13 protein-coding genes and 1 pseudogene are annotated in these 12,567 nt (G+C 72.4%); 9 read left to right on the forward strand and 5 right to left on the reverse strand.

The window, feature by feature from the left end; all coding sequences use genetic code 11:
* Positions 1-1,657, reverse strand: a 1,657-nt coding sequence (locus BKN37_RS21465) for an MMPL family transporter (RefSeq protein ID WP_071028979.1), incomplete at its 3' end; no start/stop codon positions are given.
* Between the two features lie 148 nt (positions 1,658-1,805).
* On the opposite strand from BKN37_RS21465, the gene BKN37_RS21470 reads away from it, so the two are divergent.
* From BKN37_RS21470 to BKN37_RS21480, 3 genes are read left to right on the forward strand one after another with little or no spacing between them, the layout of a single operon-like run.
* Complete coding sequence (locus BKN37_RS21470) at positions 1,806-2,846, forward strand: type III polyketide synthase (protein WP_083341955.1); 1,041 nt, start codon at positions 1,806-1,808, stop codon at positions 2,844-2,846.
* Positions 2,847-2,849: 3 nt separating this feature from the next.
* Entirely contained in the window at positions 2,850-3,350 is a 501-nt protein-coding gene (locus BKN37_RS21475) for an isoprenylcysteine carboxyl methyltransferase family protein (protein ID WP_071028981.1), read from the forward strand.
* Positions 3,347-4,363 (forward strand): NAD(P)/FAD-dependent oxidoreductase, encoded by a 1,017-nt coding sequence (locus tag BKN37_RS21480; protein WP_071028982.1) that lies wholly within the window; start codon positions 3,347-3,349, stop codon positions 4,361-4,363. The genes BKN37_RS21475 and BKN37_RS21480 overlap by 4 nt, the downstream gene beginning before the upstream one ends.
* Positions 4,364-4,367: 4 nt before the next feature.
* Here BKN37_RS21480 and BKN37_RS21485 read toward each other — a convergent pair whose 3' ends face one another.
* From BKN37_RS21485 to BKN37_RS21500, 4 genes are read right to left on the reverse strand one after another with little or no spacing between them, the layout of a single operon-like run.
* The gene (locus BKN37_RS21485; RefSeq protein WP_071028983.1) at positions 4,368-5,051 is read right to left on the reverse strand and encodes an anti-sigma factor family protein; all 684 of its coding nucleotides are present in this window, start codon (positions 5,049-5,051) and stop codon (positions 4,368-4,370) included.
* The gene (locus BKN37_RS21490; protein WP_071028989.1) at positions 5,048-5,566 is read right to left on the reverse strand and encodes a sigma-70 family RNA polymerase sigma factor; all 519 of its coding nucleotides are present in this window, start codon (positions 5,564-5,566) and stop codon (positions 5,048-5,050) included. Before BKN37_RS21490 ends, BKN37_RS21485 begins: the two co-directional genes overlap by 4 nt.
* 59 nt (positions 5,567-5,625) lie before the next feature.
* Positions 5,626-7,254 carry a carotenoid oxygenase family protein gene (locus tag BKN37_RS21495; protein WP_083341956.1) on the reverse strand — a complete coding sequence of 543 codons (1,629 nt, stop codon included), beginning with the start codon at positions 7,252-7,254 and terminating at the stop codon, positions 5,626-5,628.
* Positions 7,251-7,766, reverse strand: a complete 516-nt coding sequence (locus tag BKN37_RS21500; protein WP_071028984.1) for a sigma-70 family RNA polymerase sigma factor — start codon at positions 7,764-7,766, stop codon at positions 7,251-7,253. The genes BKN37_RS21495 and BKN37_RS21500 overlap by 4 nt, the downstream gene beginning before the upstream one ends.
* Positions 7,767-7,924: 158 nt before the next feature.
* On the opposite strand from BKN37_RS21500, the gene BKN37_RS21505 reads away from it, so the two are divergent.
* From BKN37_RS21505 to BKN37_RS21530, 6 genes and pseudogenes are all read left to right on the forward strand, one after another.
* Positions 7,925-8,755: an undecaprenyl-diphosphate phosphatase gene (locus BKN37_RS21505; protein WP_071028985.1), complete on the forward strand. Its 831-nt coding sequence runs from the start codon at positions 7,925-7,927 to the stop codon at positions 8,753-8,755.
* A complete protein-coding gene (locus BKN37_RS21510) occupies positions 8,752-9,426 on the forward strand; it encodes a histidine phosphatase family protein (protein ID WP_071028986.1) in 675 nt (224 codons plus the stop codon). The genes BKN37_RS21505 and BKN37_RS21510 overlap by 4 nt, the downstream gene beginning before the upstream one ends.
* A gap of 66 nt (positions 9,427-9,492) precedes the next feature.
* Complete coding sequence (locus BKN37_RS21515; protein WP_071028987.1) at positions 9,493-10,080, forward strand: DUF3090 domain-containing protein; 588 nt, start codon at positions 9,493-9,495, stop codon at positions 10,078-10,080.
* Positions 10,077-10,880, forward strand: coding sequence for an SCO1664 family protein (locus BKN37_RS21520; RefSeq protein ID WP_071028988.1), 804 nt, complete (start codon positions 10,077-10,079; stop codon positions 10,878-10,880). Before BKN37_RS21515 ends, BKN37_RS21520 begins: the two co-directional genes overlap by 4 nt.
* A 187-nt stretch (positions 10,881-11,067) precedes the next feature.
* Positions 11,068-11,841 (forward strand): 3'(2'),5'-bisphosphate nucleotidase CysQ, encoded by a 774-nt coding sequence (locus BKN37_RS21525; protein ID WP_278184965.1) that lies wholly within the window; start codon positions 11,068-11,070, stop codon positions 11,839-11,841.
* Positions 11,842-11,920: 79 nt separating this feature from the next.
* A pseudogene (locus tag BKN37_RS21530) lies at positions 11,921-12,567 on the forward strand (cysteine--1-D-myo-inosityl 2-amino-2-deoxy-alpha-D-glucopyranoside ligase); the annotation flags it as partial.

Below are 12,567 nucleotides of genomic sequence, written 5' to 3' on the forward strand. Positions count from 1 at the left end.
ACACAAAGGTGATGGCCGCGATCACCCCCAGCGCAGGCGACGGCCGCCCGGTGATGGCGGCCCCCCTGTCCCGGTTGGTCTGCGCCACCCCGGCCAGCCACGCCGAACGCCCACCCGGCCCGCCGATCCGGTGCAACCGGTCCAGCTGGGTGTCCGACGCCGCCGAGAACAGCGGCGCGGTGCTGGCGACGGTGACAAACGCGCTGCCGTCGGCCAGCCCGGTCGGCGCCGACGGCGGCCCGACCTTGGCTCCGGCGACAAAGGTGCCGGCGGGCGCGGACACGGCCGACACGGCGGGCACCCGGGACAGCGCGGCGGCGTAGCGGTCCAGGTCGGCCACGGTCAGGCCGGCGGCGTCGGGTATCACCGCGCTGACCGTGGCCGACGTATCGTCGGCGAAGCCGGTCCGCAGCCGGTCGCCGACCTGATGCGCCGACGCCGAGCGGGGCAGCGCCCGGTCGTCGGGAAACCCCCACTTGACGCCGAGAAACGGCACCCCCAGCAGCACCAGCACCGCGACCCCGGCCAGGCCGACCGGCACCGCGCGCCGCATCACCGCCGTGGTGCAGCGATACCAGAACAGCCGCTGCACCGGGGTCGGCGCCCGCTCGGCGCGCCGCAGCACCCGCCGGGCCAGCCGGCGCACGTCGAGCGCGTCGAGGCGCGCGCCGAGCAGCACGATCAGCGCCGGGGTGACCACAATGGCGGCGACCGCGACGAACACCACGGTCGCCACCCCGGCGTAGGCGAACGATTTCAGGAAATACATCGGGAACAACACCATGACCGCCATCGACAGCGCGACGGTGGTCGCCGAGAACAGCACGGTGCGCCCGGCGGTGACCATGGTGCGCACCAGCGCCCGATCGGGTGCGGCCCCGTCGGCGAGTTCGTCGCGGTAGCGGCTGATGATCAGCAGGGTGTAGTCGATGGCCAGCGCCAACCCCATCGCGGTGGTCAGGTTCAGCGCGAAGATCGACACGTCGGCCCAGGACGTGATCAGCCGCAGCAGCGCCGTCGACCCGACGATCGCCAACGCCCCCACCGCCAGCGGCAGCGCGGCCGCCAGCAGGCCGCCGAACACCCAGACCAGCACCACAAAACTCAACGGCACCGCGATCGACTCCATCACCAGCAGGTCGCGTTGGTTCTGCCGGTTGATCTGGGCGTAGACCACCGCGTCGCCGCCGGCGCGGACGGTGACCCCGGCGCGGTCGTGCACCACCGCATCGGCCAGCGCCTGCGCGTAATGCTGGGCGTCGTTCTCGCCGCCGCGCAGCTGCGCGACCACCAGGCCGGTTTTGCCGTCGGTGCTCACCAGCCCCGGCGCCCCGGTCCACGCCGAGGACACCCCGTACACCCACGGCGAGGACCGCAGCCCCGCGACGATGTCGGTGCCGGCCGCGCGCGCCGTCTGGCTGCGGGCGCCGTCGTCGGCGGTCACGGTGATCAGCATCTGCTGATCGATCTGACCGAACTTGTCCGCCAAAACCGCCGCGGCACGGGCGGATTCGGATTCCGGGTCCTGAAAGCCGCCCGCCGACAGCCGTCCGGCCACCGGCGCGCCGAGCAGCGCCGAGGCGATCAGGACCAGAACGGCGGCAGCGGTCACCCGCCGCGGTGCGCTCAGCGCCAGGCGAGCGATCCGCGGCAACATACGGGTCCTTCCGGTGATCGGCGGCAGTGCAATCACGCCCTTTTTGGTAGTTACGAAGTCGGCGGCCGCATCGTTCAGTCGGTGTCCGGTCACGGCGAATCCGGCCCGAAAGGTGAACTGGTGGACCGGTGATGCCGTACCCCCCAATGTGACTACCTCGCCTGCCATCGCCGCCGCAGCCGTCGCGCTGCCGCGGCACCGATACAGCCAAGACGAAACGGCGGCGGCGCTGGCCGGCTTCGCCGGGCCGGAGTTTCGGCGCTTCGCCGCCACCAGCGGCGTGGCGTCGCGCCAACTGGCGCTGCCACTTTGGCGCTACCCCAAGTTGCGCGGCTTCACCGAAGCCAACGACGCCTATCTGGACGTGGCGCTCGAACTCGGTGAGCGGGCGCTGACCTCGGCGCTCGACGACGCCGGGATCACGCCCGCCGAGGTCGACATCGTGTTCTCCACCACGGTGACCGGGCTGGCGGTGCCCACCCTGGAGGCGCGGCTGGCGACCCGGATCGGGTTGCGCCCCGACGTCAAACGGGTGCCGCTGTTCGGCCTGGGCTGTGTCGCCGGCGCCGCCGGCGTCGCCCGGATGCACGACTACCTGCGCGCCTTCCCCGGCCACGTCGCGGTGCTGCTCGCGGTGGAGCTGTGCTCGTTGACCATTCAGCGCGACGACCATTCGGTCGCCAACCTGGTGGCGTCCAGCCTGTTCGGCGACGGCGCCGCCGCGGTGGTCGCCACCGGCGCCGACCGCGCGGCGGCGGGACCGACGGTGCTGGCCACCCGCAGCCACCTGTATCCGGACACCGAGGACGTGATGGGCTGGCACATCGGCAGCGACGGGTTCCGGATCATCCTGTCCGCCGACGTGGCGACCGTCGCCGAAAAATATCTCGGCGAAGACGTCCGCGAATTCCTCGCCGACCACGGCCTGGTCACCGCCGACGTCGACCGCTGGATCTGCCATCCGGGCGGTCCGCGGGTGATCGAGGCCGTCGAGAACGGCCTGGACCTGCCCGACGACGCGCTGGATGCCACCCGAAAGTCGTTACGCGACAACGGCAATCTGTCCTCGGTGTCGGTGCTCGACGTGCTGCGCGACACCCTGGCCGACCCGCCGCCGCCGGGATCCATCGGGGTGATGATCGCGATGGGGCCGGCGTTTTGCTCCGAACTCGTCCTGCTGCGCTGGTAGCCGATGTACACGCTGCTGCTGGTCGCGGTCGGACTGGAACGGCTGGCCGAGCTGTGGGTGGCGCGCCGCAACGCGCGGTGGGCGTTCGCCCACGGTGGGGTGGAGGTCGGCGCCGGCCACTACCCGGCGCTGGTGGCCGTGCACGCCGGGTTGTTGGCCGGCTGTCTGATCGAGGTGTGGGCGGCCCACCGCGGGTTCCTCCCGCGGCTGGGCTGGCCGATGCTGGCGGTGGTGGCGGCCGCCCAGGCGTTGCGCTGGTGGTGCATCGCCACCCTGGGCCGGCGGTGGAACACCCGGGTGATCGTGCTGCCGCGGGCCCCGCTGGTGCATCGCGGCCCCTACCGCTGGCTGCACCACCCCAACTACCTGGCGGTGACGGCCGAGGGGCTGGCGCTGCCGCTGGTGCACACCGCCTGGCTGACCGCGGCCGGTTTCGCCGTCGCCAACGCGGCGGTGCTGACCGTGCGGCTGCGGGCGGAAAACGCCGCGTTGGGCTACGCATGACGACCTACGACGCCGACATGCTGATCGCCGGCGGCGGGCCCGGCGGGCTGGCCGCCGCGTTATACGCACGCCGGCAAGGACTTTCGGTGATCGTGGCCGAACCGCGGACCGATCCGATCGACAAGGCGTGCGGCGAAGGCCTGATGCCCGGCGGGGTGGCCGCGCTGGCTGCGCTCGGCGTGGACCCGGCCGGGATGCCGTTGGCGGGCATCGCCTACGTCGGTGAGCGGCAGCGGGCGCACGCGGCGTTCGGCGACCGGTGCGGCCGGGGGGTGCGCCGCACCACCTTGCACGCCGCGCTCACCGCACGTGCCAAAGACCAAGGCACCCAATGGGTTGCCGCCCGGGTGGGCCGGGTCGAGCAGGACGCGGCCGGGGTGGCCGCGGCCGGGATCCGCGCCCGCTGGCTGATCGGCGCCGACGGGCTGCATTCCGCGGTGCGCCGCGCGGTGGGCATCCCGGCGGTGGCCGGCACCCCGCGGCGCTACGGGGTGCGCTGGCACTACACGGTGCCGGCATGGTCGGAGTCCGTCGAGGTGCACTGGTCGCGGTGGGGCGAAGCGTATGTGACGCCGGTGCAAACCGACCTGGTCGGGGTGGCCATCCTGTCTCGGCACCGTCCCGACCTGGACTGGTTCCCGTGGCTGGCGCAGCACCTGCAGGGCCACGACCGCGCCCGGGCCCGCGGCTGCGGGCCGCTGCGCCAGGTGGTGGCCCGCCGGGTCGCCGGCCGGGTGCTGCTGGTGGGCGACGCCGCCGGCTACGAGGACGCGTTGACCGGCGAGGGCATCAGCTTGGCCGTCAAACAGGCCGGCGCCGCGGTGACCGCGATCGTCGAGGACGCCCCGGCGTCCTACGAGCGGGCCTGGTGCCGGATCACCCGCCAGTACCGGCTGCTGACCCGGGCGCTGGTGTTGGCCAGCGCCCCGCGCGCCGCGCGCTGCGCCGTCGTGCCGGCCTGCGCGGCGCTGCCCGGGGTGTTCGGCGGCGTGGTCCGCACGCTGGCGCGCTGAGCGGTCACAGGGTGCGCTGCAGCAGCACCTGGTCGCTGTCGGCGGAGACCACCTGCACCGACGCGATCCGCTCGACCGGCAGCGACGTGCTGCCCGACGGGGTGGCGGTGTGTCCGGGATGCGCCACCCAGCTGGCCAGCCGGCTGCGGCTGCCGTCGCGACCCACCACCACCATCGCCAACGTGTCGTGCGGGGCGTTGGCCTCGGCCAGGCACACGCAGCGCAGCTCGATCAGCGTCCCCCAGCCCTGATCGCTCAGCGACACGGTGGAGGCCAGCAGCGCGGTGTGCACCTGGGCCATCGGCAGCGCCGCGACAGTGGTCTGCGGGGCCGGCGCGGACGGCACCGAGTGGCCGCCGACGAACACCGCGACGGCCACCGCCGCGGCGGCGACGGCGGTGCCCACCCAGGTCAGGTGCAGCCGATGCCGACGCGAGTGGGCCGCCGCCAGCAGCGACGTCCGCAACTGCGCCGGCGGGGCCTCGGTGTCGCTGACCTCCTCGATGGAGGCCACCACATTCCGGTCGAGCTGCGAGAGCAGGGCGGGCATGCCGCTGAGGTCGGTGACCGCCGCGCGGCAGGTCGCACACCCACCCAGGTGGGCTTCGAACTCGCGCCGATCGGTCGCCGACAGCGACCCCAGCACGTAGGCGGCGTCCCACGTCTCGTATTTGTGACCAAGCCTCATCGGGTCACCCCCATTTCCTGCAGAGCCAGCCGTAGCGCCCGCACCGCGTAGTGCAGCCGCGATTTCACGGTGCCCTCGGCGATCCCGAGATCGTCGGCGATCCGGGCGGTGCTCCAACCCCGGTAGTACGAGCGGCAGATCACCGCGCGGTGGTCGGCCGAGAGCCGGGTCAGCGCGTCGGCGATCAACATCCGGTCCAGCGTGGCGTTGACCTCATCGGGCCCGGCCCGCTCGGGGGTGTCCTCCAGCGAACCGACCTCATTGCGCACCCGTGCGCTGCGGCTGTGGTCGATGACCAGGTGGCGGGCGACGGTGAACAGCCAGGCGCGGGCGGTGGCCCCGGCGACCTCCGGATGTTTCCAGGCCCGCAGCAGGGTTTCCTGAACGATGTCCTCGGCGCGGGACCGGTCGCCGGTCAGCCGCAGGGCGTACCGCCACAGCGCGGCGCCGTGCTCGTCGTAGAGCGCCTTCAGCAGGCTGTCGTGCGGGGTTACCGTGCCGGCGACCGTGGGCATGTGGTTCACCTCCCGCAGATGACACGATTGGCCACCGCGGCCGGTTCACCGCGGCGCGGTCAGTCCGTGATCCAGTTCCCGTGGAACCCGTGCGGCACCCGCCGCGGCATCCGCACCCGGGCCACGGGTTCGCCCCCGAAATCGGCGGCGTCGATGATCACCAGGTCGCTGGCGTCCCGGGCCGGGTCGTAGACGTAGCTCAAATACCAGCCGGCCGCCTCGTCGTCGGGCGACCCGCCGGCCGGGACGAAGATCGCCTCGTCGGCGGCCCCGGGTGGGCCGTCGCCGCCGAACCGGTGTTCGTCGGCGGTGCCGCGCTCCAGGTCGTAGCGCACCAACCCGTGGCTGCCGACGGCCACGGCGTAGCGCGCCGGGCGCCCGGATCGCCGGTCGTCGATCCGCGGGAACTCCACCGCGCGGTCGTCGAGCTGGGTCTGCTGCACGGTGCCGGTCCGCAGGTCGATGCGCCAGCGCCACAGCGTCGCGTCGGTGTCGAACGTGCGGTCGTCCCGCCACAGCTCCGGGTAGCGGATCACCTGCAGCACAATGGATTCGCCGTCGGGGCCGTCGTAGGCGTTGGCCAGGTGGAACACGTAGCACGGGTCGACGTCGAACCAACGCAGCTCACCGTACGGGTCGCCGCGGCGCAACACCCCCAGCCGGGCGCCGTAGCCGTCGTTCCACCGGTAGGGCACATCCGGGTTCTCGCCCATGGCCAGCGCGAGGTCCAGGTCGAACAGCAGCGGCAGATCCAAGAACACGACGTGTTCGGCGGTCAGCGCGAAGTCGTGCATCAAGGTCAGCGCCGGCACGTCGATCGGCCGGCTGATGATCAGCTCGCCGTCGGCGTTGGCGCGGTGGTAGGTGACGTGCGGCGCCACCAGGGAGCCGTACCCGAAGAAGTGCAGCTCGCCGGTGGTCGGGCAGATCTTGGGGTGGGCGTTCATCGCGTCGGCGAGTTTGCCGCCGAAATCGTAGGCGCCCAACGTTTCCAGCTCGGTGCTGATCTGGTACGGCAGCGACGTTTCCATCAGCGCCAGGGTTTTGCCGGCGTGCCGCACCACGTGGGTGTTGGCCAGGCTGGACCGCAGGTTGCGGCTGCCGTCGGCGCCGTACACCGGCGCCGGGTGCTCGAAGCTGTCGGTGCGCACCCAGCGGTTGCGGTACCAGGCGGCGCGGCCGTTCTCCAACCGGATCCCGTGCACCATGCCGTCGCCGACGCACCAATGCCCTCTGGCCACCCGCGGGTTCGGCCCGTTGCGCAGATACCAGCCGGTCAGCTCGGCCGGGATGGCGCCGTCCACCGGCAGATCGAAGGCGGTCAGTTCGTCGGGCACCGGCGCGTAATTCCCGGTCCGGAAGAACGGGAAGACGGTCTGTTCCGGCTGCGCCGAGCCGAGCGGGGATCCGTTGCCCGACACCGCCACCAGCAGACCCGCCGGCGCCGCCACCGGGTGGCCGTTCACGTCGAGGGCGGCGACCTCGTCGGGCGCCAGCAGCGCCAGCACCGCGGGCAGGTCGGCCAGTTCGCTGACCGCACGCCGGCAGGCCGAACACCGGTCCAGGTGTCCCTCGAACTCGCGGCGGTCGGCCGCCGACAGCGACCCCAGCACGTAGGCGGCATCCCAGGTCGCGTAGGGGTGGCCGTCGCCGTTGCGGGACACGCCGAGGTGAGGTGTGGGTGTCATCGGCTCACCACCCCCATCTCCTGCAGTGTTTGGCGCAGCGCGCGCAGCGCGTAATGCAACCGGGATTTCACCGTGCCCTCCGCGATGCCCAGATCGGCGGCGATCTGGGCGGTGCTCCAGCCCTGATAGTAGGAGCGCCGCACCACGGCCCGGTGTTCGGCGGACAGCTGCGCCAACGCGTCCGAAACCAGCATCCGGTCCAGCGCCGGCGCGGCCTCGTCGGGGCCGGGGCGCTCCAGGGCGCCGGCGGCGCGCGGCCGGTTTTCGGAACGGAAGCGGGCGCTGCGGCTTTCGTCGATGACCAGGTTGCGCGCGACGGTGAACAGCCAGGCGCGCGCCGAGCGGGCGATGTCGTCGACGACCTCGGGATGCTGCCAGGCCCGCAGCAGCGTCTCCTGCACCACATCCTCGGCGCGGGACCGGTCGCCGGTCAGCCGGAACGCATAACGCCATAGCGCTGCCGCGTGTTGGTCATACAGCAGCCGCATGGCGCCGGTTTCCGGAACGTCCATCACCAACCTTCCGGAAGGTAATACGGCTCGCGCGGTCCCCGGGTTCGGCGTGATCGGTGAGTCGGTGTGTACCAGTGTGCGGCGCGCGACGCGCCGACGCCAGTCCCGTGCCGCGACCCGCACACGGTACGGTCGTCGTCGTGTCAGCCGCCCCGCCGATGTCTTGGTTGCAGGTCGTGGTGTTGGCGGTGGTGCAGGGGTTGACCGAATTCCTGCCGGTGTCCTCGTCCGGGCATTTGGCGCTGGTGTCGCGGCTGTGGTTCGACGACGACGCCGGTGCCTCGTTCACCGCGGTCACCCAGCTGGGCACCGAGGTCGCGGTGCTGGTGTACTTCGCCCGCGACATCGCCCGCATCGTCAAGGCCTGGTTCAACGGGCTGTTCGTGGCCGCGCACCGGGGCGTCGACTACCGGCTGGGCTGGTACGTCATCATCGGCACCATCCCGATCTGCGTGCTGGGCCTGCTGTGCAAGGACCAGATCCGGTCCGGGGTGCGCAATCTGTGGGTGGTGGCCACCGCGCTGGTGGTGTTCGCCGCGGTGATCGCCGCCGCCGAATACCTCGGCCGGCAAACCCGCCACGTCGAGCAGTTGACCTACCGCGACGCCATCGTGGTGGGCCTGGCCCAGACCCTGGCCCTGGTGCCCGGGGTGTCGCGGTCCGGGGCGACCATCAGCGCCGGGCTGTTCCTCGGGCTGGACCGCGAACTGGCGGCCCGGTTCGGCTTCCTGCTGGCCATCCCGGCGGTGTTCGCCTCCGGGCTGTTCTCGCTGCCCGACGCGTTCCACCCGGTCAGCGAGGGGATGAGCGCCACCGGGCCGCAGCTGCTGGTGGCCACCGGGATCGCGTTCGCGGTCGGCCTGGCCGCGGTGGCCTGGTTCCTGCGGTTTTTGCTGCGGCACAACATGTACTGGTTCGTCGGCTACCGGGTGCTGGCCGGCGCGGCGGTGCTGGCGCTGCTGGCCACCGGGGCGGTGAGCGCGGTATGACCGTCCTGCTGGTGCGGCACGGCCGGTCCACCTCCAACACCGCCGGGGTGCTGGCCGGGCGTTCGGACGGCGTCGACCTCGACGACAAGGGCTTGGCTCAAGCCGCCGAGTTGATCGAGCGGGTCGCTGATCTGCCGCTGCGGGAGCTGGTGTGCTCGCCGCTGCTGCGGTGCCGGCGCACGGTGGAACCGTTGGCGGCCGCGCTGCAGCTGGCGCCGGTGATCGACGACCGCCTGGCCGAGGTGGACTACGGCGACTGGACCGGCCGCAAGATCGCCGAGCTGACGGCGGAGCCGTTGTGGAAGGTCGTGCAGGCCCATCCCAGCGCGGCGGTGTTTCCCGGCGGGGAGGGGCTGGCGCAGGTGCAGGCCCGGGCGGTGGCCGCGGTCCGCGACCACGACCGGCGGCTGGCCGAGCGGCACGGCGGCGACGCGCTGTGGCTGGCCTGCACGCACGGCGACGTGATCAAGGCGGTGGTCGCCGACGCGCTGGGCACCCACCTGGACAGCTTCCAGCGGGTCACCGCCGACCCGGCGTCGATCAGCGTGATCCGCTACACCGAGCTGCGCCCGTTCGTCGTGCACGTCAACCACACCGGCGCCGGGTTGGCGGCCGGCCTGACCGCGCCGCCGCCGACCGGCGACGCCGTGGTGGGCGGCTCCACCGACTGACCGTGACCGACGGCCGTTGCCGAGAATTTACGACCCGGCGGCAACTGCCGGTATTTTGGAGATGCCATGGCTCGCGCGATCCACGTCTTCCGTACCCCCGACCGGTTCGTCGCCGGGACCGTCGGCCAGCCCGGCAACCGCACCTTTTACCTGCAGGCCGTGCACGACACCCGGGTGGTGTCGGTGGTGCTGGAAAAACAGCAGGTCGCGGTGCTCGCCGAGCGGATCGGTGCGCTGCTGCTGGAGGTCAACCGCCGGTTCGGCACCCCGGTCCCGCCGGAGCCCGCCGAGGTCGAGGACCTCAACCCGCTGATCACCCCGGTCGACGCCGAATTCCGGGTCGGCACCATGGGCTTGGGCTGGGATTCGGAGGCCCAGACCGTGGTGGTGGAGTTGCTGGCGGTCACCGACAGCGAATTCGACGCCTCGGTGGTGCTCGACGACACCGAGGAGGGCCCGGACGCGGTGCGGGTATTCCTCACCCCGGAGTCGGCGCGCCAGTTCGCCACCCGGTCCAACCGCGTCATCTCGGCGGGCCGCCCGCCCTGCCCGCTGTGCGACGAACCGCTGGACCCCGACGGGCACCTGTGTGTGCGCACCAACGGCTACCGGCGCGGCGCGTTCCTCGGGCCGGACGACGACGCCGACTCGTGACCGATGAGCGGGAGGCGTTGCGGTGCGGCGAGCTGACCGTCCTGGGGCGCATCCGGTCGGCGAGCAACGCCACCTTCCTGTGTGAGGCGGCGCTGGACGAGCAGCGGGTGCACTGCGTGTACAAGCCGGTCGCCGGCGAGCAGCCGCTGTGGGACTTCCCGGACGGCACGTTGGCCGGCCGCGAACGGGCCGCCTACCTGGTGTCGGTGCAGCTGGGCTGGGACATAGTGCCCTACACCATCATTCGCGACGGACCCGCCGGTACCGGGATGCTGCAGCTGTGGATCGATCAGCCCGGCGACGACGCCGACGAGTCCGCCGCCCGGCCCGACCTGGTGGATCTGGTGCCGGCCGGCCAGCTGCCGGCCGGGTATCTGCCGGTGTTGCAGGCCTACGACTACGCCGGCGCGCCGGTCACCTTGATCCACGCCGACGACCCCCGGCTGCGCCGGATGGCGGTGTTCGACGTGCTGGTCAACAACGCCGACCGCAAGGGCGGGCACGTGCTGCACGGCGTGGACGGCGGCGTGTACGGCGTCGACCACGGGGTGTGCCTGCACGTGCAGGACAAGTTGCGCACCGTGCTGTGGGGCTGGGCCGGCAAACCCGTCGACGACGACACCCTGGAGGCGGTGGCCGGGCTTAGCGAGGCGCTGGGCGGCCCGTTGGCCGAGGCGTTGCGGCCGCACCTGACCGCCGCCGAGATCGCGGCGCTGCGGCAGCGGGCGCGGGCGCTGCTGGATGCACCGGTGATGCCCAGACCCGACCGCCGCCGCCCGATTCCCTGGCCCGCGTTCTAGGGGTGCCGGCTTCGCCCTCCCCGCCGATTGTGCGGCTTCATACGCTTTTCAGCCGCTCAGGCGTATGAGATCGCACATTCGCGACCGCCGTCGCCGGCCTCGACGCCACCGGTTCAGGCTCGGCGTCATCCGGCGACGGTCGACGCCTTGGCCGAGGCGAAACCGGCCGTCGGGAATACTGCCAAGGGTGACGTTGACCGACGCGGCGCTGGCCGCCGAGCTAGCCGTCGACGCCGGGAAGTTATTGCTGGCGGTGCGCGACGAGGTGGGGTTCGACTACCCGTGGATGCTCGGCGACGCCGGTGACCGCCGCGCCAACGCGTTGATCCTGCAGCGCCTGCAGCAGGCCCGCCCGCGCGACGCGGTGCTCAGCGAGGAGGCCGATGACGATTTGGCCCGGCTGGCGGCCGACCGGGTGTGGATCATCGACCCGTTGGACGGCACCCGCGAATTCTCCAGCCGAGGCCGCTCCGACTGGGCCGTGCACATCGCGCTCTGGCAGCGCGACGGCGACGGCCACGGCGCGATCACCGACGCGGCGGTGTCGCTGCCGGCCCGCGGCAACATCGTGTACCGCACCGACACGGTGACCGACCCCGCGGCGCGGGCCGCGGCGTCCGACCCGGTGCGGGTGGCGGTCAGCGCCACCCGCACCCCGGCCATCGTGCGGCGCATGCAGCAGGTGCTGGCGATCGAGACGGTGCCGATCGGGTCGGCCGGGGCCAAGGCGATGGCGGTGGTGGCCGGCCACGTCGACGCCTACCTGCACGCCGGCGGGCAGTGGGAATGGGATTCGGCCGCCCCCGCCGGGGTGGTGTTGGCCGCCGGCCTGCACGCCTCGCGGCTCGACGGGTCGCCGCTGCGCTACAACCAGCCCGACCCGTACCTACCCGACCTGCTGATGTGCCGCCGCGACGTGGCCGCGCCGCTGCTGGCGGCGATCCGGCAGGCACTGTACTAGCGGGCACGCTTCGGCTGGGGGTGCCTCCCACCTCGGGCCGTTGACGGCCCGCATCGTCGGCCCGCTTACCCTCGACGGTATGCATTCGTGGTCGGCGGCCCCCGTTCCGGAACTGGCCGGACAGGGTCCGGCGCTGCGCCTGTACGACAGCGCCGACCGCCAGATCCGCCCGGTCGCACCGGGACCGACCGCCACCATGTACGTCTGCGGGATCACCCCCTATGACGCCACCCATCTGGGGCATGCCGCCACCTACCTGGCGTTCGACCTGATCCACCGGGTCTGGCTGGACGCCGGCCACCGGGTGCGCTACGTGCAAAACGTCACCGACATCGACGACCCGCTGTTCGAGCGGGCCGACCGCGACGGCGTCGATTGGCGGGGGCTGGCGTCCGATCAGGTCGCGTTGTTCGGCGCGGACATGACCGCGTTGCGGGTGTTGCCGCCGCACGACTACGTCGCGGCGACCGAGGCCATCGCCGAAGTCGTCGAACTGGTCGAGAAAATGCTGGCGTCGGGCGCCGCCTACGTCGTCGACGGCGAGTACCCCGACGTGTACTTCCGCGCCGACGCCACCGCGCAGTTCGGCTACGAATCCGGTTATGACCGCGACACCATGCTGGCGTTGTTCGCCGAACGCGGCGGCGACCCGGACCGCGCCGGCAAAACCGACCCGCTCGACGCGCTGATGTGGCGGGCCGCCCGGCCCGGGGAACCCAGCTGGCC

This window comes from Mycobacterium talmoniae (assembly GCF_001854525.1).
Lineage (GTDB): Bacteria > Actinomycetota > Actinomycetes > Mycobacteriales > Mycobacteriaceae > Mycobacterium > Mycobacterium talmoniae.